The 22051-nt window shown below is 66.9% G+C and carries 22 protein-coding genes; 12 read left to right on the top strand and 10 right to left on the bottom strand.

Going from position 1 to position 22051, the window contains the following annotated elements; genetic code table 11:
• The first annotated feature begins 63 nt into the window (after window positions 1-63).
• The 6 genes from ACTRWB_RS21820 (at window position 64) to ACTRWB_RS21795 (ending at window position 5555) form a co-directional block, all read left to right on the top strand.
• Window positions 64-1548 carry an NCS1 family nucleobase:cation symporter-1 gene (locus tag ACTRWB_RS21820; RefSeq protein WP_446903189.1) on the top strand — a complete coding sequence of 495 codons (1485 nt, stop codon included), beginning with the start codon at window positions 64-66 and terminating at the stop codon, window positions 1546-1548.
• 10 nt (window positions 1549-1558) lie between these two features.
• Window positions 1559-2350: an aspartate/glutamate racemase family protein gene (locus ACTRWB_RS21815; RefSeq protein WP_129512381.1), complete on the top strand. Its 792-nt coding sequence runs from the start codon at window positions 1559-1561 to the stop codon at window positions 2348-2350.
• Between the two features lie 148 nt (window positions 2351-2498).
• Window positions 2499-3452, top strand: a complete 954-nt coding sequence (gene puuE / locus ACTRWB_RS21810; RefSeq protein ID WP_048248549.1) for an allantoinase PuuE — start codon at window positions 2499-2501, stop codon at window positions 3450-3452.
• Window positions 3449-3970 carry a 2-oxo-4-hydroxy-4-carboxy-5-ureidoimidazoline decarboxylase gene (uraD, locus tag ACTRWB_RS21805; protein ID WP_048248547.1) on the top strand — a complete coding sequence of 174 codons (522 nt, stop codon included), beginning with the start codon at window positions 3449-3451 and terminating at the stop codon, window positions 3968-3970. Before puuE ends, uraD begins: the two co-directional genes overlap by 4 nt.
• A 62-nt stretch (window positions 3971-4032) precedes the next feature.
• The gene (alc, locus tag ACTRWB_RS21800; RefSeq protein ID WP_193098590.1) at window positions 4033-5046 is read left to right on the top strand and encodes an allantoicase; all 1014 of its coding nucleotides are present in this window, start codon (window positions 4033-4035) and stop codon (window positions 5044-5046) included.
• Window positions 5043-5555, top strand: coding sequence for an ureidoglycolate lyase (locus ACTRWB_RS21795; protein ID WP_412021640.1), 513 nt, complete (start codon window positions 5043-5045; stop codon window positions 5553-5555). The genes alc and ACTRWB_RS21795 overlap by 4 nt, the downstream gene beginning before the upstream one ends.
• An 82-nt stretch (window positions 5556-5637) precedes the next feature.
• Here ACTRWB_RS21795 and ACTRWB_RS21790 read toward each other — a convergent pair whose 3' ends face one another.
• Window positions 5638-6603 carry a LysR substrate-binding domain-containing protein gene (locus ACTRWB_RS21790; protein WP_446903188.1) on the bottom strand — a complete coding sequence of 322 codons (966 nt, stop codon included), beginning with the start codon at window positions 6601-6603 and terminating at the stop codon, window positions 5638-5640.
• A 152-nt stretch (window positions 6604-6755) separates the two neighbouring features.
• On the opposite strand from ACTRWB_RS21790, the gene ACTRWB_RS21785 reads away from it, so the two are divergent.
• Window positions 6756-7160 (top strand): RidA family protein, encoded by a 405-nt coding sequence (locus ACTRWB_RS21785; RefSeq protein ID WP_446903187.1) that lies wholly within the window; start codon window positions 6756-6758, stop codon window positions 7158-7160.
• A 42-nt stretch (window positions 7161-7202) separates the two neighbouring features.
• Here ACTRWB_RS21785 and ACTRWB_RS21780 read toward each other — a convergent pair whose 3' ends face one another.
• Window positions 7203-8018 (bottom strand): aminotransferase class IV family protein, encoded by an 816-nt coding sequence (locus ACTRWB_RS21780; protein WP_129512375.1) that lies wholly within the window; start codon window positions 8016-8018, stop codon window positions 7203-7205.
• Between the two features lie 134 nt (window positions 8019-8152).
• Here ACTRWB_RS21780 and ACTRWB_RS21775 point away from each other — a divergent pair, with 134 nt between their 5' ends.
• Window positions 8153-9073: a LysR substrate-binding domain-containing protein gene (locus ACTRWB_RS21775; RefSeq protein WP_446903186.1), complete on the top strand. Its 921-nt coding sequence runs from the start codon at window positions 8153-8155 to the stop codon at window positions 9071-9073.
• 71 nt (window positions 9074-9144) lie between these two features.
• Window positions 9145-9555, top strand: a complete 411-nt coding sequence (locus ACTRWB_RS21770; RefSeq protein ID WP_419684186.1) for an ACT domain-containing protein — start codon at window positions 9145-9147, stop codon at window positions 9553-9555.
• 91 nt (window positions 9556-9646) lie between these two features.
• On the opposite strand, the gene ACTRWB_RS21765 is transcribed toward ACTRWB_RS21770, so the two are convergent.
• Both ACTRWB_RS21765 and uraH read right to left on the bottom strand, forming a co-directional pair.
• Window positions 9647-10840, bottom strand: coding sequence for a urate hydroxylase PuuD (locus ACTRWB_RS21765; protein ID WP_129512372.1), 1194 nt, complete (start codon window positions 10838-10840; stop codon window positions 9647-9649).
• 54 nt (window positions 10841-10894) lie between these two features.
• Entirely contained in the window at window positions 10895-11248 is a 354-nt protein-coding gene (gene uraH, locus ACTRWB_RS21760; RefSeq protein WP_011352401.1) for a hydroxyisourate hydrolase, read from the bottom strand.
• Window positions 11249-11759: 511 nt separating this feature from the next.
• Between uraH and ACTRWB_RS21755 the strand changes: the two genes are divergently transcribed.
• On the top strand, window positions 11760-13172 hold the full coding sequence (locus tag ACTRWB_RS21755) for an 8-oxoguanine deaminase (protein ID WP_048248531.1): 1413 nt from the start codon (window positions 11760-11762) through the stop codon (window positions 13170-13172).
• An 83-nt stretch (window positions 13173-13255) separates the two neighbouring features.
• Here ACTRWB_RS21755 and ACTRWB_RS21750 read toward each other — a convergent pair whose 3' ends face one another.
• Complete coding sequence (locus tag ACTRWB_RS21750; protein ID WP_006762467.1) at window positions 13256-14185, bottom strand: LysR substrate-binding domain-containing protein; 930 nt, start codon at window positions 14183-14185, stop codon at window positions 13256-13258.
• A gap of 223 nt (window positions 14186-14408) precedes the next feature.
• Window positions 14409-14618, bottom strand: coding sequence for a dodecin (locus ACTRWB_RS21745; protein ID WP_006493215.1), 210 nt, complete (start codon window positions 14616-14618; stop codon window positions 14409-14411).
• Between the two features lie 135 nt (window positions 14619-14753).
• On the opposite strand from ACTRWB_RS21745, the gene ACTRWB_RS21740 reads away from it, so the two are divergent.
• A complete protein-coding gene (locus ACTRWB_RS21740; RefSeq protein WP_446903185.1) occupies window positions 14754-15647 on the top strand; it encodes an NAD(P)-dependent oxidoreductase in 894 nt (297 codons plus the stop codon).
• 66 nt (window positions 15648-15713) lie between these two features.
• Here ACTRWB_RS21740 and ACTRWB_RS21735 read toward each other — a convergent pair whose 3' ends face one another.
• The 4 genes from ACTRWB_RS21735 to ACTRWB_RS21720 form a co-directional block, all read right to left on the bottom strand.
• Window positions 15714-16160 (bottom strand): hypothetical protein, encoded by a 447-nt coding sequence (locus tag ACTRWB_RS21735; RefSeq protein WP_027784713.1) that lies wholly within the window; start codon window positions 16158-16160, stop codon window positions 15714-15716.
• Between the two features lie 333 nt (window positions 16161-16493).
• Window positions 16494-16925, bottom strand: a complete 432-nt coding sequence (mscL, locus tag ACTRWB_RS21730) for a large conductance mechanosensitive channel protein MscL (protein WP_048248527.1) — start codon at window positions 16923-16925, stop codon at window positions 16494-16496.
• Window positions 16926-17158: 233 nt separating this feature from the next.
• Window positions 17159-18316 (bottom strand): tetratricopeptide repeat protein, encoded by a 1158-nt coding sequence (locus tag ACTRWB_RS21725; RefSeq protein WP_446903184.1) that lies wholly within the window; start codon window positions 18314-18316, stop codon window positions 17159-17161.
• Window positions 18317-18396: 80 nt separating this feature from the next.
• Window positions 18397-19077, bottom strand: coding sequence for a PspA/IM30 family protein (locus ACTRWB_RS21720; RefSeq protein WP_048248525.1), 681 nt, complete (start codon window positions 19075-19077; stop codon window positions 18397-18399).
• A 443-nt stretch (window positions 19078-19520) separates the two neighbouring features.
• Between ACTRWB_RS21720 and ACTRWB_RS21715 the strand changes: the two genes are divergently transcribed.
• The gene (locus ACTRWB_RS21715; RefSeq protein ID WP_193098577.1) at window positions 19521-22046 is read left to right on the top strand and encodes a penicillin-binding protein 1A; all 2526 of its coding nucleotides are present in this window, start codon (window positions 19521-19523) and stop codon (window positions 22044-22046) included.
• Window positions 22047-22051 lie beyond the last annotated feature (5 nt).

The raw sequence follows: 22051 nt of genomic DNA, 5'->3' as shown, positions 1-22051 counted from the left end.
GCGTCGATCCGGAGCGATATCGATGACGGTGGAGCGGCCATCCGGCCGCGTCAAGGAGAAGTCATGGCTCAGTTCAGTGTGGCGCACGACAGCGCTTACCCGGCGGAAGAAGGCGGCGAGGGCGGCGAACCGGCGCTGCCGAATGGTTACAGCGAACGTCTGTACAACGAAGATTTGGCACCCCTAAAACATCAGACATGGGGCTCGTACAACATCTTCGCATTTTGGATGTCGGACGTGCACAGCGTCGGCGGCTACGTGTTCGCGGGCAGCCTGTTCGCGCTCGGGCTGACGAGCTGGCAGGTGCTGATCGCGCTGATCGTCGGGATCGGCTTCGTGAACCTGCTGTGCAACCTGATCGCGCGGCCGAGCCAGCAGATCGGCGTGCCGTATCCGGTCGCGTGCCGCGCGACGTTCGGCGTGCTCGGCGCGAACGTGCCGGCCGTGATCCGCGGGCTGATCGCGATCGCGTGGTACGGCATCCAGACCTATCTCGCGTCGAGCGCGCTCGTGATCGTCGTGCTGAAGTTCTTCCCGCAATGGCTGCCGTACGCGGACGTCCATCACTACGGTTTCCTCGGGCTGTCGGCGGTCGGCTGGGCCGGGTTCATGGTGCTGTGGGTGCTTCAGGCACTGGTGTTCTGGAACGGGATGGAGACGATCAAGAAGTTCATCGACTTCGCGGGCCCGGCCGTCTACGTCGTGATGTTCATCCTCGCCGGCTACATGGTGTGGCGCGCGGGCTGGCGCAACATCGGCATCAACCTCGGCGGCGTCAAGTATCACGGCGCGGAAGTGATCCCGGTGATGATCACGGCTGTGTCGCTGGTCGTGTCGTACTTCTCCGGGCCGATGCTGAACTTCGGCGATTTCTCGCGCTACTGCCGCTCGTTCAGCGAAGTGAAACGCGGCAATTTCTGGGGGCTGCCGGTCAACTTCCTCGCGTTCTCGCTCGTCACGGTGATCACGACGGCCGCGACCTTGCCCGTGTTCGGCGAACTCATTACCGATCCCGTCGAGACGGTCGGCCGCATCGACCATCCGACCGCGGTGATCCTCGGTGCGCTGACGTTCACGATCGCGACGATCGGCATCAACATCGTCGCGAACTTCGTGTCGCCCGCATTCGACTTCTCGAACGTCGCGCCGCGCCTGATCAGCTGGCGCGCGGGCGGGATGCTCGCGGCCGTCGCGTCGATCTTCATCACGCCGTGGAACCTGTTCAACAATCCGGCCGTGATCCACTACACGCTCGACGTGCTTGGCGCGTTCATCGGCCCGCTGTACGGTGTGCTGATCGCCGACTTCTACCTCGTCAAGCGCGGCCGGCTCGTGCGCGACGACCTGTACACGATGTCGGAAAGCGGCACGTACTGGTACACGGGCGGCGTGAACCGCCGCGCGCTGGCCGCGCTGCTGCCGGCCGCGGTGATCGCGATCGTCTGCGTGATGGTGCCGGGCTGGCAGGGCGTCGCGAACTTCTCGTGGTTCATCGGCGCGGGGCTCGGTTTCGTGTTCTACCGGTTGCTCGTGAGCGCGAAGGCCTGAGGAGCGTGCGATGAAGATTCGACTGATTAATCCGAACACGACGCAGCGGATGACCGACGCGATGGGCCGTTGCGCGCGCGACGTCGCGGCCGCGGGCACGGAGATCGTGGCCGTGAGCCCGCCGATGGGGCCGCCGTCGATCGAAGGGTATTACGACGAGGCGCTCGCGACGCCGGGGCTGCTCGCCGAGATCGCGCAGGGCGAGCGCGACGGCTGCGACGCCTACGTGATCGCGTGCTTCGGCGATCCAGGCCTGTATGCGGCGCGCGAGCTCGCGCGCGGGCCGGTGATCGGCATCGCCGAGGCCGCGATGCATGCGGCGAGCGTGCTCGCGCCGGGCTTCTCGGTCGTCACGACGCTCGCGCGCACCTGCGGGATGGCGTGGCACCTGGCGGAGCGCTACGGGATGAAGCGGTTCTGCCGCAACGTGCGCGCGACCGACGTCGCGGTGCTCGAACTCGACCGGCCGGGCTCGGCCGCGCGCCGGATCATCGTGGACGAATGCCGGCGCGCGCTCGACGAGGACGGCGCCGACGCGATCGTGCTCGGCTGCGCCGGGATGGCCGAGTTCGCGCACGAGATCGAGCAGCAGATCGGCGCGCCGGTGGTCGAGGGCGTCACGGCAGCCGTCAAATGGGCCGAGGCGCTCGTGTCGCTGCGCCTCGCGACCGCGAAGCGCGGCGACTACGCGCGGCCGCTGCCGAAGCGCTACGACGGCGCGTTCGCCCGCTTCAGCCCGCCGGACGGGGATGTGGCGGAAGCGGCCCCGAATTTGCCGCAACCGCACATACACACCGTCTGACACGCACTATCTGCGTCGCTGTATGGGCGCGTATGGACCTTTTCGCTACACTGGGCCGTCATCGCATCGGCTTGCGCGGCCGGCCTCCGGCATCCGCGCAGTCGATGCGAACCCATTATTTGAGCAAGCTTTCGCTGCCCTTCGAACCATGTCACTCGATTCCAACTATCCTCGCGACCTGATCGGCTATGGCCGCCATCCCGTGCAGGCGAATTGGCCGGGGCGCGCCCGCGTCGCCGTGCAATTCGTGCTGAACTACGAAGAAGGCGGCGAGAACTGCGTGTTGCACGGCGATCCGGGCTCCGAGCAGTTCCTGTCCGAAATCGTCGGCGCGGCCGCGTATCCGGACCGCCACATGAGCATGGAGTCGATCTACGAATACGGTTCGCGGGCCGGCGTGTGGCGCATCCTGCGCGAATTCGAGAAGCGCGGGATGCCGCTGACGGTGTTCGGCGTCGGCATGGCGATCGAGCGTCACCCGGAACTCGCGCGCGCATTCGTCGAGCTCGGCCATGAGATCGCGTGTCACGGCTGGCGCTGGATCCACTATCAGAGCATGTCGCCGGAGCTCGAAGCCGAGCACATGCGGCTCGGGATGGAAGCGATCGAGCGTGTGACGGGCGTGCGTCCGCTCGGCTGGTATACCGGCCGCGACAGCCCCAATACGCACCGCCTGGTCGCGGAATACGGCGGCTTCCTGTACGACTCGGACAATTACGGCGACGACCTGCCGTTCTGGATGGACGTCGAAGTGTCGGGCGGCGGCACGTCGCCGCAACTGATCCTGCCGTACACGCTCGACACGAACGACATGCGCTTCGCGACGCCGCAGGGCTTCAACACGGGCGATCACTTCTTCGACTACCTGCGCGATGCGTTCGACGTGCTGTACGAAGAGGGCGACGAGGCGCCGAAGATGCTGTCGATCGGCATGCACTGCCGACTGCTCGGCCGGCCGGGCCGGTTCCGCGGGCTGCAGCGTTTCCTCGATCACATCGAGAAACACGATCGCGTATGGGTGACGCGCCGTGTCGATATCGCGCGTCACTGGCGCGAACATCATCCGTATCAGCCCAATCATCAAAACGAAGGGAAAGCATGAAGGCGATGCGCTACACGTTGAATCAACTCAATACGATGGCGCCGAGCGCATTTGTCGCGGCGCTGTCGGGCATCTTCGAACATTCGCCGTGGGTGGCCGAGGTCGCCGCGGGCGAGCGGCCGTTCGCGAGCATCGACGCGCTGCACACGACGATGTCGGGCGCGGTCGAAGGCTCCGGCGAAGTCCGCCAGCTCGCACTGATCAACGCTCACCCGGAGCTGGCCGGCAAGGCCGCCGTGCGCGGCGAGCTGACGGCCGAGTCGACGCGCGAGCAGAGCGGCGCGGGCCTCGGCCAGTGCACGCAGGAAGAGTTCGACAAGCTGCTGACGCTGAACCGCACGTATCGCGAGAAGTTCGGCTTCCCGTTCATCCTCGCGGTGCGCGGTTATGACCGGCACGGCATCATCGCGAATTTCGAGGCGCGCGTGAATCATTCGCGCACCGAGGAACTGCGCACGAGCCTCGACCAGATCTACCGGATCGCGCGCTTCCGTCTCGACGACCTGATCGACGCCTGACACCGCAATACGGCCTGCTGCGTCGCAGCGGCCTGATCGCATCACTGAAACAAGGAAACATCATGGCTGTTCCGCTTCTCGATCCCAACGCACCCGATTTCACGCGGCGCTATGTGAACCTCGCCGACCCGCGTCTCGGTGCGCAGGCGCTCGAGGCCAGCGACGATTTCTTCGCGCCGAAGGACCGGATGCTGAACCCCGAGCCGGCCGTCTTCATTCCCGGCAAGTACGACGACCACGGCAAGTGGATGGACGGCTGGGAAACGCGCCGCAAGCGCACGACGGGCTACGACTGGTGCATCGTCAAGCTCGCGCGCCCGGGCGTGATCAAGGGCTTCGACATCGATACGAGCCACTTCACCGGCAACTTCCCGCCGGCCGCGTCGATCGAGGCCGCTTTCGTGGCCGACGGCGCGCCGACGCATGCGACCGAGTGGGTCGAGATCGTGCCGTCGACGACGTTGCAGGGCAACAGCCATCACTACGTCGAAGCGAGCGACGCCCGGGCGTTCACGCACCTGCGCGTGAACATCTACCCGGACGGCGGCATCGCCCGCCTGCGCGTGTACGGCCAGCCGCAACTCGACTGGGCCGGCGCGAGCGCGACCGAGCAGTTCGATCTCGCGGCGATGGAAAACGGCGGTTATGTCGTGGCCGCGAACAACCAGCACTTCGGCGTCGCGTCGAACCTGCTGCTGCCGGGCCGCGGCGTGAACATGGGCGACGGCTGGGAAACCCGCCGCCGCCGCGAACCGGGCAACGACTGGGCGATCATCGCGCTCGCGCAGCCGGGCGTGATCCGCAAGATCGAAGTCGATACCGCTTTCTTCAAGGGCAACTTCCCGGACCGCTGTTCGATCCAGGCCGCCTACGTGTCGGGCGGCACCGACAGCTCGCTGATCACGCAGTCGATGTTCTGGCCGGTGCTGCTCGGCGAGCAGAAGCTGCAGATGGACAAGCAGCATTACTTCGAACAAGGCATCGCGTCGCTTGGCCCCGTCACGCACGTGCGACTGAACATCATTCCGGACGGCGGCGTGTCGCGCCTGCGTCTGTGGGGGACGCTCGACAAATGAAGACGCTTGTTATCGAAGCGCTGACCAAGGAGGCGTTCGCGCCGTTCGGCGATGTGATCGAAACGGAAGGGGCGAAGCAGATCCCGATCAACCTCGGCACGACGATCCGTTTTCACGATCTCGCGAAGGTCGATGTGACGGATGAAGACGGCCGTACGCTCGTCAACCTGTTTCGTGGCCAGCCGCGCACGCTGCCGTTCGAAGTGAAGATGCTCGAACGGCACCCGCTCGGCAGCCAGGCCTTCGTGCCGCTGAACGACCAGCCGTATCTCGTCGTCGTGGCGCCCGCGGGCGATCTCGATCCGGCGAAGATCCGCGCGTTCGTGACGAGCGGGTGGCAGGGCGTCAACTATGCGAAGGGCGTGTGGCATCACCCGCTGATCGCACTCGGCGGCGTCAGCGACTTTATCGTCGTCGATCGCGGCGGCGACGGCCTGAACCTCAACGAGCAGGATCTGCAGGAATCGCTGTGGCTCACCGATGAGGCGCTCACCGCGCTGACTGCCTGAGTCGCCGGCGTTTCGCCGCCAGCCTGTCGAAACCCGCGCACGTTGCGCGGGTTTTTTTATGCGCCGGCGCTGGTCGCGCGGTTCAGGTCGCCACGGCTTTGCGCGTGTCGCGCGAACCCTCGCCGTCGCGACGCCGGTTCGCGACCGGCGCATGCTGCGCCATCAGGTCGGCGATCCAGTCGACGAACACGCGCAGCTTCGCACTGACGTGCCGGTTCGGCGGAAACGCGACGTACATCGGCATCGGTTCGAGCCGCCATCGTTCGAACAGCGGCACCAGTTCGCCGCAGGCGCGATACGCGGCGGCCATGTAGTCGGGCAGCCACAGGATGCCCAGTCCGGCGAGGCCGGCCTCGAGATATGCGTTGCCGTCGTCGACCGCCAGCACGTAGCGCCCGCGCACGTTGACGTGCTCGCCGTCGCATTCCATCGCGAACGGCAGTGCCTTGCCGGTGCGCGCCCACAGGAAGCCGACGATCCGGTGCCGGGTGTCTTCCAGTTCGTCCGGATGCGAAGGCGTGCCGGCGCGCGCGAGATAGGCCGGCGACGCATACACGCCGAGCCGCAGGTCGCCGACGTGGCGCGCGACCAGCGACCGGTCGGTCGGCTCGCCGCCGCGCACGACGCAATCGACGTTTTCACCGATCACGTCCACCACGCGGTCGCTCACGCCCATGTCGAGCTGGATGTCCGGATGGCGCGCGTGGAACGCGGGCAGCGCGGGAATCAGGATCAGGCGCGCGAACGGGCTCGGCACGTCCACGCGCAGCCGCCCCCTGGGCGATGCGGACGCAACGGACAGGCTCGTTTCGGCGTCGTCCATGTCGGCAAGCAGCCGCACCACGCGGTCGTAGTACGCGGCGCCGTCGGCCGTGACGACGACCTTGCGCGTCGTGCGGTTGAACAGCTTCACGCGCAGCCGCGCTTCCAGTTGCTGCACCAGTTGCGTGACGGTGGTGCGGCTCATGTGCAGCGTCTCGGCCGCCTTCGTGAAGCTGCCGGCTTCCACCACGCGGGCGAACGCCTGCATTGCGTCGAATCGATCCATCGGGTCAGGGCTCCGCGTCGGTCGGAAATTGTTTGGGTCGCGCAAACAGTGTTGGACAGGGTTGCCCGTTTATCCGCCGGGCAACGGTCCTTAAAGTGCCTTCATCGTTGATGCAGGGGCGGCTTCGCCCCACTGACTGATGGAGGTGTTGGATGGCAAAGCGTAGCGTAGTTTTTCCGCCCGGTCGCCAGGCGCTGTATGACCGCAACCGCTATTCGCCGGCGCTGCGCTCGAACGGATTCCTGTTCGTGTCCGGGCAGGTCGGCAGCCGCGAGGACGGCTCGCCCGAGCCGGAACTGGACGCGCAGGTCCGCCGCGCGTTCGACAACCTGAATGCGGTGCTGCGCGCGGCCGGCTGTACGTTCGACGACGTCGTCGACGTGACGGTTTTCCTCGTCGATCCCGAAGCGACGTTTGAGCGGGTCTGGGCGATCGTCCCCGAATACTGGGGCGATGCGCCGCATCCGACGCTGACCGCCGTCGGCGTGACCTGGCTGTATGGGTTCCAGTTCGAGATCAAGGCGATCGCACGGCTGCCGGAGTCCGTCGAAGCGTGAGGTGACAACCAGCGCACCCGCGCTGCGTGGCGTCGGTGCGCTTCACGGCGCGACCAACGGCTCCCGTTCATACGCGCGATGCAGCAACGCGGCGAGCGACGGCGAATCGGGCAGCGTCGCCGTGCCGAACCGACGCACGGCGACACCGGGCGTCCACGAATTCATCACGACGGCGCCGGCCATCGACGGCAGGTCGGCCGGCGTCACCTCGCGCTCGTGCTGCGCCACGCCGAGGCTCGCCAGGTGCCGGCGCACGATGCGCATCGTGACGCCGCCGAGCATGCCCGCCACCGGCCACACGACCGCATCGCCGTCCCAGAACGCCAGATTCCAGATCGAGCCTTCGCTGATGCGCCCGTGGCGATCGGTGAACGCCGCGTCGTCGAAACCCTGCGCGACCGCGCGGCGCAGGAAGTGCGTCTTCGCGACTTCGCCGACATGCTTGATGTCGGGCAGCACGCGCTCGTATTCGAACAGCGCGAGATCGAGCGGGCCGGCCGGCCCCGACGACGGCGCGGCGGTGCGGACCAGCACGTCGAGCGCTTCGTCGTCGCGTGCCGCGACGAATTCCCCGGTCGTCGCATGCACGGTCGCCGTCAGCGACAGCGCCGACGGCGCGCGCTCGAGCGCGGCGCGCAGGAACGCGCGCATCCGGTCGTCGGGCAGCGCATGGCCGAACAGTGCATGCGATGCGTCGCGCAGCCGCGCGAGGTGCAGGTCGAGGCCGCGCACGCGGCCGTCGCGCACCTGCATCGCGGTGAAATGCGCATGGCCCGCGAACGCCAGCGCGGCGAGCGCGTCTGGCGGCGCGGTCACGCCGTTGAGCTGGGCGACGGACGGGAACGGGGCAGCGGTCATCGGCAAATCTCCGGGTTCGGCCGCGGGCACGGTGCGGCCCACGGCATCTTCAAGAAAGCCTATTGTTTGCCGATTGATGGCGTCATGAAAAACGAGTAGTTTTGGAACGGTCATCAAATTCTCTTTGAAGATCGATGGAACGCATGTGGCCCGGTACGCGCGCGCTGAGGACGTTCGATGCGGCGGCGCGGCACCTGAATTTCTCGCGGGCGGCCGACGAGGTCGGGCTGACGCCGGCGGCGGTCAGTCACCAGATCAAGGAAATCGAGGCGCAGCTCGGCATGGCGCTGTTCGTCCGCACGAGTCGCAGCATCCGGCTGACGCCGGCGGGCGTCGTGCTGGCCGGTGCGGCCGCCGATGCGCTGGCGGGCCTGCAGCGTGCGACCGCCCGGGCGCGTCGTATCGAGCGGGAGCAGACGGAACTTCGCGTGTCGGTCGGCGCGCGCTTTGCGACGCACTGGCTGCTGCCGCGCCTGCCGCGTTTCAGGGCCGCGCATCCGGCGCTCGAACTGACGTTCGACATCACCGACCGGTTGCGCGATTTCGACGACGACGACGTGGATGTCGCGATCCGCTTCGGCACCGGGCGCTATCGCGACGCGTGCGCGCAGCGCCTGTTCGGCACGTCGGTCGTCGCGGTCTGCAGCCCGGCGCTGCTGTCGGCCGGGCCGCCGTTTCGCGGGCCGCGCGACCTGCTGCGCCAGACCCTTTGCCACGTGGACTGCGAAGTCGATGGCGTGATCTGGCCGCGCTGGTCGGCATGGATGGCGGCGGCCGGCGTCGACGGTTTCGACGACAGCCGGTGCGTCGCGTTTCCGGATTCGAGCCATGTGGTGCAGGCCGTGACGGACGGCGCGGCGATTGGCCTCGCGGAGCCGCACATGATCGCGCGCGAACTCGCGGACGGGCGCATCGTGCGGCTGTTCGACGTGAGCGTCGCGCTGTCGCCCGATGTCGCGTATCACGTCGTGTATCCGGAGCGCGCGCAGGACGATCCACGCATCGTCGCGTTCCGCGGCTGGCTCGCGGACGAAGTCGCGACAGTGCACGTGTGACGCGATCGGCGCGCGTGCTATCTTGCCTGCATCGCCACCGCACGACGCCCGGTTCCGGGCGCGCCCCTCCGATGAGCCAACCTGAAAACGACCTCGCGATCCTGCTGCGCACGATGCAACCCGAACTGCATCCCGGTGCGTATGCCTTCGTATCGCTGCCGCCTGACGCAGATGTATCGTTATCCGAAACGATCGCGACCTTCCGCGAAACGGAAGGACTGACGGTCGTCGTCGATGAGGAAGCGGCCGCGCGTCGCGGCTGGCCCGTGCTGTTCCGTGCCGCGTGGATCACGCTGACCGTGCATTCCGACCTCGCGGCCGTCGGCCTCACGGCGGCGTTCGCGCGGGCGCTCGGCGCGGCCGGCATCAGCTGCAACGTGATGGCGGCCGCGTACCACGATCACATCTTCGTGCCGTTCGACGACGGCCCGCGCGCGCTCGATGCGCTCGTTGCGCTTCAGCGCGACGCGATGCACGGTTAGCGGGCGAGGGTTTCCGAACAGGCAAAAAAAACGGGCCCGTTACCGGGCCCGCGAACGGAAAGGATTGCGCCGGCAACCGGCGCACGGCGGCTTACTTGACCGCGCCACCCTCGAACCAGGCGGCGAGCTTGGTGCGCTCGTCGTCGGTCATGTGCGTGACGTTGCCGATCGGCATCGCCTTCAGGCGCACGGCCTGTTCGTAGATACGCTGCGCGTTCTTCGACACTTCGTCCGGCGTGTCGAACATCACGCCCGCGGGGGCGCTGCCCATCAGCGTCGGCTTCGCCGAGTGGCACTCGACGCAGCGCTGCTGCAGGATCGGCATGATGTCGTTGATCACGATCTTCGGCGCGTTCGCGGCTTGCGCTTCCGGTGCGACCGGCTTCGGCATCGTCCACACCAGCGCGCCCGACAGCAGTGCGACGCCGCCGATCGGCAGGTACCACAGCTGCTTGCCGCGGTGACGCATCACGAAGAACTGGCGGATCAGCGCGCCGGCCAGCATGATCAGCACGAGCACGACCCAGTTGAACTTGTTCGTGTACGTCATCGCATAGTGGTTCGACAGCATCGCGAACACGACCGGCAGCGTGAAGTACGTGTTGTGCACCGAGCGTTGCTTGCCGCGCTTGCCGTAGATCGGGTTCGGTTCTTCGCCCTTGAGCATCTTGTCGACCATCTTGCGCTGGCCGGGGATGATCACGAAGAACACGTTCGCCGACATGATCGTCGCGAGCATCGCGCCGACGATCAGGTAGGCGGCACGGCCCGAGAAGATGTGGCAGGCGAGGTAGGCCGCGACGACGACGTAGAGGCCGACGCAAATGCCGAGCACGCGGTCGTTGGTGCCGAGGATGCGGCACAGCGAGTCGTAGACGATCCAGCCGGCTGCGAGGAAGCCGAGCGCGGATGCCACGGCGACCACCGGGCCCATGTCGAGCACGCTCTTGTCGATCAGGTAGGTGTTCGGTGCGAGCAGGTACAGCACGAAGAACAGCGAGAAGCCCGACAGCCAGGTCGTGTACGACGGCCACTTCGACCAGTGCAGGTCATCCGGCATTTCCGGCGGGGCAACCGTGTACTTCTGCATGTTGTAGAAACCGCCGCCGTGGACGTGCCACAGCTCGCCGAACACACCGCGCTTGCGCTGGTTCGGGTCGGTCGGCGGTTTCAGGCTGTTGTCGAGCGCGACGAAATAGAACGACTCGCCGATCCACGCAATGGCGACGATGACGTGCAGCCATCGCAGCGCGAGGTTCAGCCAGTCGGTGATGAAGCCTTCCATGAAACTCCTCCAGACTCAGATCGTTTGTCTTTGATGTGGGCGCTGATACGTATGTCAGCTGCCGCGATAGGTGCTGTACGACCACGGCGACACGAGCAGCGGCACGTGGTAGTGCGAGCCGGTGTCGGCGATGCCGAAGCGCAGCACGACGCGGTCGACGAAACGGGGTTCGGGCACCTTCACGCCGAGCGACGCGAAGTAGTCGCCGGCATGGAACACGAGTTCGTATTCGCCGGCGGCGAGCGCGGCGCCTTCGAGCAGGGGTTCGTCGCAGCGGCCGTCGCTATTGGTCAGCACGGTCTTGATCGCGCGGCGCGATTCGCCGTCCAGCGCGTAGAGGTCGACCTTGATTGCGGCGCCGGGACGACCGTGCGCCGTATCGAGTACGTGGGTAGTGAGCTTTCCCATTCGCAATTGTCCTTGTGTGAATGCGAGGTTCGGCGGCGACTCGATCCATTGACTGTGCGGCGGATCGAGGCTCCACGTCACGTGGCTACATACCCGTCGGCGAAGTTGAAGCGAGCGCCGTGCAGGCATTGTAAAAAGGTTCCCCGCGCAAATACGGGCGCGATATCAAAGATAATGCGCCGCGCATGAGCGGCTGTCGACGGCACGCCGGATAGGGCTCTGGGCGTACGTTTCGGGTGCCTCGTGGGCCTGCGCGCGGCGTACCATATCGGAACCGTGAAACGCGGTATTCGGGATCGCGCATTGTGCGTGGCGCGCGCTTGGGCGATCCTCCCGCCGTGCGCGTCGGCCTGTGGCCGGCGCGTACCCCGAAGACGGCGAGCACGCCGGGTAACCGGGCCAGGGCGTTCGAACGGACGCAGGCACCGGGACGTGCCGCGATTCAGCGTTCGAACGGCTGTGTGACCGTCCCCAGGATTCAACCCTGGGGGCAGACCGACGCGGAGAACGCATGAACCTCGAGCAGCACGCTGGCGCACGCGCGCCGAACGCATCCCCATCCCGCCCGAAAACCCTGCTGGTCAAGCACGCCGACGTGCTCGTGACCATGGACGACACGCGCCGCGAGCTGCGTGACGCAGGGCTCTACATCGAAGACAACCGGATCGTCGCGGTCGGCCCGACCGCCGAGCTGCCCGACACGGCCGACGAAGTGCTCGACCTGCGCGGCCACCTCGTGATCCCGGGGCTCGTGAACACGCATCACCACATGTACCAGAGCCTCACGCGCGCGGTGCCGGCCGCGCAGAACGCCGAGCTGTTCGGCTGGCTCACGAACCTGTACCGGATCTGGGCGCACCTGACGCCCGAGATGATCGAGGTGTCGACGCTCACCGCGATGGCCGAGCTGCTGCAATCGGGTTGCACGACGTCGAGCGACCACCTGTACATCTACCCGAACGGCAGCCGGCTCGACGACAGCATCGGCGCCGCGCAGCGGATCGGCATGCGTTTTCACGCGAGCCGCGGCGCGATGAGCGTCGGCCAGCGCGACGGCGGGCTGCCGCCCGATTCGGTCGTCGAGCGCGAGCCGGACATCCTGCGCGACGCGCAGCGCCTGATCGAGACCTATCACGACGAAGGCCGCTACGCGATGCTGCGCGTGGTGGTGGCGCCGTGTTCGCCGTTCTCGGTGAGCCGCGAGTTGATGCGCGACGCGGCCGTGCTCGCGCGCGAGTACGGCGTGTCGCTGCACACGCACCTCGCGGAGAACGTCAACGACATCGCGTACAGCCGCGAGAAGTTCGGGATGACGCCCGCCGAATATGCGGAAGATCTCGGCTGGGTCGGCCACGACGTGTGGCATGCGCACTGCGTGCAGCTCGACGATGCGGGTATCGGCCTGTTCGCGCGCACCGGCACCGGCGTCGCGCATTGCCCGTGCTCGAACATGCGGCTCGCGTCGGGCATCGCGCCGGTGAAGAAGATGCGTCTCGCGGGCGTGCCGGTCGGCCTCGGCGTCGACGGCTCCGCGTCGAACGACGGCGCGCAGATGGTCGCGGAAGTACGGCAGGCGCTGCTGCTGCAGCGGGTCGGTTTCGGGCCCGATGCGATGACGGCGCGCGAAGCGCTCGAGATCGCGACGCTCGGCGGCGCGAAGGTGCTGAACCGTGACGATATCGGCGCGCTGAAGCCCGGCATGGCCGCGGACTTCGCCGCGTTCGACCTGCGCCAGCCGCTGTTCGCGGGCGCGCTGCACGATCCGGTCGCGGCGCTCGTGTTCTGCGCGCCGTCGCAGACGGCGTACACGGTGGTGAACGGGAAGGTGGTGGTGCGGGAAGGGCGACTGGCGACGCTCGATCTGCCGCCCGTCATCGAGCGCCATAACGCGCTCGCGCACGCGCTCGTCGAGGCATCGCGCTGAACGAACGCTGACGCCGTGCGGCGGCCGCCTTGCCGGGCGTGCCCGCCGTCGCCGCGCCGCGATGGCGCGGGCGGCGTGTGTCGTTATGCCTCGATCAGCGTACGGGTGGCTTCGGCGACGAGGCTGCGCAGCCAGCGCACTTCGTCGGAGTAGTGGCAGCGCTCGTGCCACAGCTGGTAGTACTGCATCGGCGGGAAGTCGAGCGGCGCCGGCACGACCGACAGCGGCAGGAACTTCGCGTAGTGATCGGCGAACAGGCGCGTCGTCGTGAAGATCAGGTCCGACTTCACGAGCACGTACGGCGCAAGGTTGAAGTACGGCAGCGTGACGACCACGTGGCGCTTGAGCCGTTCACGCGCGAGATGCACGTCGATCGCGCCGCGCTGGCCGACCGAGTACGGCGTCGGTGCGAGATGCGGCGCGTTCAGGTACTGGTCGAGCGTGAGCCCGCCGCGCTTCGCGAACGGGTGCGTGTTGCTCATCAGGCAGACGATTTCGTCGACGAACAGGTTCGACAGGTGCAGCTGCTCGGGCGGTTCGGGCCAGTTGCCGACGACGATGTCGAGCTTGCCGTCCTCCAGTGCGAGCTCGTAGTCGAATGCGGGGCCGAGCGAGTGGAACTCGAGCGTCGCGTTCGGCGCGGCCTGGCGGAAGCGTTCCACGACGGTCGGCACGAACAGCACGTTCAGGTAGTCGGGGCAGCCGATCCGGTAGCAGCGGATCGACGTGGCCGGGTCGAAGTTGTGCTGCTGGAACTTGATGCGCTCGATTTCACGCAGTGCGTTCTGCACGGGCTCGAGCAGGCGCAGCCCGTATTCGGTCGGCACCATGCCGGACTTGCCGCGTACGAGCAGCGGGTCGCCGGTGATGTCGCGCAGGCGCCGCAGTGCGGCACTGATCGCCGGTTGCGACTGGTTCAGTTTGACGGCCGCGCGCGTGACGCTGCGCTCCATCAACAAGGTGTGCAAGACGCGCAAGAGGTACGTGTCGATCGCCTCGCGTTGCTGACTCATGATATCTCCGTTTTATATGTCTGGGCTGATCGAGGGGCAGGGGGGATATATCGTTTTTAATATGAAGCTGGGCCAGCGTCAAGAGATGGATACCCGCAGGTACCCGCCGTTCAGGCCGCGACAAGGGGCCTGAACGGGGTGGAATGCAGGGTGCGGAGCGCGCGGTGCCGTCCGGATGCGCGTTGCGCGGATCCGGATCGCGGCGCGTGATGCAGCGTGCGGGTCAGTCGTCGATGCGCATGCCGACCTTCAGCGTGACCTGCCAATGAACGACCTGGTCGCCTTCGATGTGGCCGCGCGTTTCGGTCACCTGGAACCAGTGCAGGTTGTGCAGCGTCTTGCCGGCTTTCGAGATCGCATTGCGGATGGCATCGTCGCTCGATTGCCGCGACGAACCGGTCAGCTCGATCATCTTGTACACGTGGTCGCTCATGATGCGCTCCCTGGGATATCGACATATATCGTCGGTGCAGGTCGCGGTCCCGAAGCTGCGCCGCGCGTGCCCGGCTTCTTGAGTGATAGGTATGATGGGCGGCAAGTGCAACCCATATCGGAGACGAGGAATATCGTGGAAGTCGGATTTTGCGGACCGGGATTGATGGGCGCGCCGATGATTCGGCATTTGCTGGCGGCCGGGCATCGGGTCAGCGTGTGGAATCGCTCGCGCGACAAGGCCGAGGCGCTCGTGAAGGACGGCGCGCAGGTGGTCGGCACGCCGCGCGAACTGGCGGAACGCGTCGACACGGTATTCGTATGCGTGCTCGACGGCCGCGCGGTCGGCGACGTCGTGTTCGGCGAGCACGGGCTGCTCTCCGGCGACGCCGCTGCGCGGCGCCTGCAACGCATCGTCGATCACTCGAGCATTCCGCCCGCCGCAACCCGCGACTACGCGGCGCGCGCGGCCGCGCTCGGCACGGGCTGGGTCGATGCGCCCGTATCGGGCGGCGTGCCGGGCGCACAGGCCGGCACGCTCGCGGTGATGGCCGGCGGCCGCGCGGCCGATCTCGACGCGGTGCGGCCGCTGATCGGCACGTATGCGTCGCGCATCACGCACCTGGGCGACGCGGGCGCGGGCCAGACGGCGAAGCTGTGCAACCAGGCGATCGTCACCGCGACGGTGACCGCGATCGCCGAGGCCGTCGGTCTTGCGCAGGCGAACGGCATCGACGCCGCGCGCCTGGCCGAGGCGCTGGCCGGCGGCTGGGCCGATTCGGTGCTGCTGCAGACGTTCGTGCCGCGCATGACGTCGGGCGGCCACGCGCCGATCGGCGCGCTCAGCACGTTCCAGAAAGATGTCGATGCGATCGCCGACGCCGCGCGCGACACGGGCGCGGTGATGCCGGTATCGGCCACCGTGCAGCAGGTGCTGCGGCTCGGCGCCGCGCAGGGGCTCGCCGGTGCCGATTTCGCCGCGTTCATCGACATCGTGCGGCCCGGCAACGGGCGTCAGCAGGCGGGGTGACGCGCAAGCGAGGTGAGTAAACGGCAGATGGGCCACCCGGAGGCGGCCCATCGAATGGCTGGCGGATCAGCCGAGGGAGCGTGGCGTCGTGTCGCCGGCGTTCTGGCGACCGAGCCCGCCGCGCAGGCTCGCTTTCGTGCCTGCACCAAACTCGGGCAGGATGCGCGCGCGCGCCCGGCTCGCGAATACCAGGAAACCGAAACCGTTCGCTTCGTACCAGTATCCGCCGTTTTCGAGGCCGTCCAGCGGCTGCTCGAGCGCGTTGGCGATCGATTCGATGCAGCGCTTGCGCAGTTCGGCAATGGCCGGATAGGGCGGCTGTGCGCCGCGCACGCTGCACAGGAGCACGTCGAGACCGGGCAGCACATGCGCGTACAGGACGGGTTCGTCCTGCGCACGGGCGCGGGCAATCTTGGTGTCGAGCTGGGCAAACGGTTTCGAGTGGCGCAAAACCGCGAGGAATGACTCCTGGCCATCCTGTTGGGCACGCCGACGTTTTTTCGGGAAGGACATAAACACTCGCCTCAAAAACAATTGCAAGAAATGCGGCACTTTCATGCGACCCACTCCCGGCTATGTACGCCGCATGTCGATCCTTTATAGCACACGAAAATGCTGCATTCGTGCAGTACGACGATCAATGTCTCCCGTCGACCTGCTCGCCATGATCGACACAGCCAGCGTCTTGGCGCCCGTACTGTCGTTTAGTCTCCATCATAGACCTGCTTTCCCCGCGCGTGCATTCGCGCGTCACAAAAAAGTGAGATAGGCCGCATGCGGCGGTGCACGGCGCGCGCAATAAAAAGGCCCGCACGAGGCGGGCCTGGCGGGCGGGGCGCTTGGCGCTCAGCGCTGCTTGAGCGAATCGCGGATCTCGCGCAGCAGCACGGTGTCTTCCGGCGTCGCGGCCGGCGCGGCTTCGTCCGGCTTGCGCAGCTTGTTGATGAATTTCACCATCAGGAAAATGATGAACGCGAGGATGACGAAATTGATCGCGACCGTGATGAACGAGCCGTAACCGAACGCGGCGACACCGGCGGCCTGCAGGTCCTTGAACGAATCGGGATTACCCTTGAACGTCGGGGGGATGGTGCCGAGCAGAACGAACTTGTTCGAGAAATCCAGGCCGCCGGTCAGCACGCCGATGACCGGCATGATGAGATCTTTCACGATCGAGTCGACGATCTTCGAGAACGCGCCGCCGATGATCACGCCGACGGCGAGATCCATCACGTTGCCCTTGACGGCGAACTCCTTGAATTCCTTGATGATGCTCATGAGCGGCTTTCTCCTTGTTGGGGCGAAGGGAGGCGTGCCGCGACGCGCAGGGATGCATTGCGTCGAATGAGGGTCGGTGGCACGCCGATGGCCGCATGATAGCGAACGCTCCCCATTGCCGGTAGTCCATCTTGAAATGATTGACAAATCCGCGCGTCGGCGCGGCCGGCCATGCAGGGGAGCGGGGCGTGCGTTGCAGCGCGTCGCGTCGTGCGTCGACGCGCTGCGCAGGGTCAGGTGTTGTCGTCGGTCCAGCCGTCGTCGTTGCTGCCGAGATCGACGTTGCCGCTGCCGCCGTCGCTCCAGTTCGACGCGTCGCCGCGGCCGAGGTCGAAGCCCGGATCGGCATCCTGCCGGCGGCGCTCGCCGTCGACGATCACGTCGCGCTCGACCACGCGTTCGCGGCCGCCCGACATCGCCTCGCCGAGCAGCACGCCGGTCAGCAGCCCGCCCATCCCGCCGCCGAAACCGCCGCCGCCTTGCTGGATGACGACGGGCGGCTGCTGTTGCGGGTAAGGCTGCGGCGGATACGGCTGGCCCTGCGCGCCCGTCATGCGATCGGCTTCCTGCGCGTACACGGAGCCGCTGCCGTTTACCGGCGCCGCAGGTTGCGCGGCCGGGTCGGGGCGGCCTTCGACACGCGCCTTCACGCTTGCATGGCGCTGTTCGAGTTCATCGACGCGATACGGCGGCACCGGATTCTTGCCGTTCGACAGCGCCTCGACGAGCGTGCGTGCATCGGCCTCGAGCGCGTCGAGTTCGCCCGTGAGCGCTGCGGCGCCGGGCGCCGTCGACAGCTTCGCATCGAGTTTCAGCGGACGGATGTCGTTCAGCACGTCGGTCGCACGCTTGAGCTGCGTGCGGCGTTCGTCGTCGGCGCGGCCGTCGTCGGCCGTGCGCGCGCGGCGCAACGTCCAGCGCAGCACCAGCGCGATCACCGCGACGATCAGCCCGAGGCCGATCCACATGCCGGTCGACGGGCCGTGTTTTTCGGCGGGCGCGGCGGGTGCGAGCGACGGTTGCAGCGTGCCGGCCTGCGTGGCCGATGGCGCGTTGCCGCTCACGCGCGCGGCATCGGCACGGATGCGCGACTCGGTCTGCGCGAAGTGCGACGCGTCGGTGAAGCGCAGTTGCGGGTCGAGCGACTTCGCGCGCTGCAGTTGCGTGAGCGCATCGGACGCGCGGCCTTCGCGGTCCAGCACCTGCGCATACAGATAGCGCGCGTGCGCGTTGTTCGGATGGGCGTCGATGACTTGCGACAGCTGCGTGTCGGCTTGTTGCCAGTTGTGCTGTGCCATCGACTGCTCGATCTGCTGCAGCGACGGTACCGCGAACGCGGCGGACGACAGCAACATCAGCGAGAGGCCGAGTGCGGCGAGAGATTTCTTCATGGTCGAACCGGGCGCGGACGCCCGTCTCCTGACGATCGGTTCGCGCCGCGCGCCCGGGGCGGGCCGCGGCGCGGTGGCCGTTACTGCGCGGGCGTGTCGAGCTGCTTCTTCAGCGCGGCGAGGCGATCCTCGACCGACGGGCCCTTGTTCAGCGCAGCGAGCTTGTCGTCGAGCGCCTTGCCGCTCGACGTGTCGGCCGAATTGAGGCGCGCGTCCGAGCGTGCGTTCTGCAGTGCGACCTTGTCCTCGAGCTTCTGGAAATCCTCGGACAGGTTCTTGCCGCCGATGCCGCCCAAGGCGCTTGCCGCGACATCCTTCGCCTGTGCGATTTCCTGCTTGGCCTGCAGGATGTTCGAGCGCGCGTTCAGGTCGTTGCGGCGCTGGCGCATGTCGGCGATCTGCCCCTTCAGCTTGTCGACCGACGGTTCGAGCGTCGTCAGCTCGGCCGCGAGCGCGTCGCGCTCCGCTTCCGCGTTCGACTGCGCGGCGAGTGCCTCGCGTGCGAGTGCTTCGTCGCCGCCCTGCAGCGCGCGTTTCGCGCCGTCCTCGTACTTCTTCACCTTGTCGTCGGCCGCGTCGCGCTTGCTGCGCTGGGTCGCGACCTGTGCCTCGATCTCGATCAGCGAATTCTCGGCACGGCCGATGCTGTCGTCGAGCTCCCGCACGATCTGCCGTGCGTCGCGCGACGGATCCTGTACCGAATCGGCCGCATCGTTCAGCAGGCCTTTGATCGTGCGCGAAACAGAGTCGAAAAGCGACATGAAATCCTCCGTGATTAAAAGGCGCCGCGTCACCGCGGCAATGCCCGTCGCGAGCCGTTTGCGACCCGCGTGAGCCGGCGGATATTACACCACCGGTTCACTTAAATACGGCTTAAACGCGCGAGTTCAAGCGGCATGGGCATCAGGATGTCGAACCTTTCGCGATTGAAAGAAAATCGGCCGCGGACCCCGCATTGCGTGTCCATGATAGGCCGAGGAGGATGACAATACGTTCCGGAAATCACGGCATTGCGGGAATTTTTACAAAAAATCGCGAAGGGGCCCGGTCGATTTCATTAAAATGCGCTGTCACGTCGCGGGAACGGATCGCCGCGCGGCGGGGTCTGTCGACGTGACAGCCGCATCTCGATGCACCCACTCTGATTCATTCGCTTGCATTTCCGCATGCGTCCGAGGGCGCCACGTACGCCCGCCATTCCGACATGCCAATTATCAAACGACCGCCTTCTTCTTCCGACAGGAACGAACCCCACTACACGCTGCGCCGTTCGCCGTCCGGAGCCTATTACCCCGATGACGACGAACGCGACCCTCGCAACGACGACCGCCGCGCACAGCGCAGCGGCGGCGGCGGGGGCCGTCGCTCGTTCGGCTCGCGCGTCGCGCTGTGGTTCGCCGGCCTGTTCGTGACGCTGGCGATCGTCGGCGCGCTGATCGTCGGTTACGCGCTGGTCGTGATGGCGCCGCAGCTGCCGTCGCTCGATGCGCTGACCAACTACCAGCCGAAGGTGCCGCTGCGCGTGTTCACGGCCGATCACGTGCTGATCGGCGAGTTCGGCGAGGAGCGCCGCAGCCTCGTGCGCTTCCAGGACATTCCGGACGTGATGAAGAAGGCCGTGCTCGCGATCGAGGACTACCGCTTCTACGAGCACGGCGGCGTCGACTTCGTCGGCATCCTGCGGGCGGGTGTCGCCGACCTGATGCACGGCGGCGCGCGCCAGGGCGCGAGCACGATCACGATGCAGGTCGCGCGTAACTTCTTCCTGTCGAGCGAGAAGACCTACACGCGCAAGATCTACGAAATGCTGCTCGCGTACAAGATCGAGAAGGCCCTGACGAAGGACCAGATTCTCGAGCTGTACATGAACCAGATCTATCTCGGCCAGCGTTCGTACGGTTTCGCGGCCGCCGCGCGCGTGTATTTCGGCAAGGACCTGAAGGACATCACGCTCGCGGAAGCGGCGATGCTCGCGGGGCTGCCGAAGGCGCCGTCCGCGTATAACCCGGTCGTCAATCCGAAGCGCGCGAAGGTGCGCCAGGAATACATCCTGAAGCGCATGCTCGAGGTCGGCTACATCACGCAGCCGCAGTACGACGAAGCCGTGAAGGAAGAGATCCACGTGCGCACACCGGGCAACCAGTACGCGGTGCACGGTGAATACGTCGCCGAGATGGTGCGGCAGATGATGTACCAGCAGTACAAGGACGAAACCTATACGCGCGGGCTGACCGTCACGACGACGATCAACTCGGCCGACCAGGAGGCCGCATACCAGGCCGTGCGTCGCGGCATTCTCGACTACGAGCGCCGCCACGGTTATCGCGGCCCGGAAGCGTCGATCAACCTTCCCGCGGCCGGCGACGACCGCGACGAGGCGATCGACGACGCGCTCGCCGATCACCCGGACAACGGCGACCTGCAGTCGGCGGTCGTGCTGTCGGCCTCGCCGAACGCGGTCGAGGTGCAGTTCGTCGGCGGCGCGACGACGACGATCGGCCCGGCCGGGCTGCGCTTCGTGTCGGCCGCGCTTGGAGCCCGCGCGAACAACGCGCTGCGCATCAAGCCGGGCTCGATCGTGCGCGTGCTGAAGGACGGCAAGACGGGCTGGCAGGTCGTGCAGTTGCCGCAGGTCGAAGGCGCGCTCGTCGCGATCGCGCCGCAGGACGGCGCGATCCGCTCGCTCGTCGGCGGCTTCGACTTCAACAAGAGCAAGTTCAACCACGTGACGCAGGCATGGCGGCAGCCGGGCTCGTCGTTCAAGCCGTTCATCTACTCGGCCTCGCTCGACAAGGGCATGGGGCCGGCGACGATGATCAACGACGCGCCGCTGTACTTCCCGCCGAGCGTGCCGGGCGGCACCGCGTGGGAGCCGAAGGACGACGACCAGCCTGATGGTCCGATGACGATGCGCACGGGCCTGCAGCGTTCGAAGAACCTCGTGTCGATCCGGATCCTCGCGTCGATCGGTACGCAGTATGCGCAGCAGTACGTGACGCAGCGCTTCGGCTTCGATCCCGCGAAGACGCCGCCTTACCTGCCGATGGCGCTCGGCGCGGGCCTCGTGACGCCGCTGCAGCTCGCGACCGGTTATGCGGTGTTCGCGAACGGCGGCTACAAGGTCGACCCGTACCTGATCGCCGAAGTCGACGACGCGCGCGGCCAGGCACTGCAGAAGTCGCAGCCGGTGATCGCGGGCAGCACGGCGCCGCGCACGATCGAAGGCCGCAACGCGTACGTGATGAACAGCCTGCTGCATTCGGTCGCGACGGCCGGCACGGGCGCGGGTACCAATGCACTGGGCCGCAGCGACCTGCAAGGCAAGACGGGTACGACGAACGACGCGAAGGACGGCTGGTTCGCCGGCTACCAGCAGTCGCTCGTCGCGGTCGCGTGGATGGGCTTCGACCAGCCGAAGAGCCTCGGCAGCCGCGAATTCGGCGCGCAGCTCGCGTTGCCGATCTGGGTGAACTACATGCGCACCGCGCTGAACGGCGTGCCCGAGCAGCAGATGCCGATGCCGGACGGCCTGACCTCGCTCGACGGCGAGCTGTACTACGCCGATCGCACGCCGGGCAACGGCTTTGTCGCGAACGTCGACATCAACCCGGCCGAGAACGCGATCAGCGCGAACGACGCGCTCGGCTCGGCCGGCGCGGCAGGGCTCGCGCCGCCGCCCGTCACGGCGCAGGAGAAGCAGCAGATCATGGACATGTTCGAGAACAAGTAAGCGGT

This window comes from Burkholderia sp. YIM B11467 (assembly GCF_052952715.1).
The sequence above is the reverse complement of the archived record's forward strand: the minus strand, read 5'-3'. Positions and strand labels throughout refer to the sequence as shown.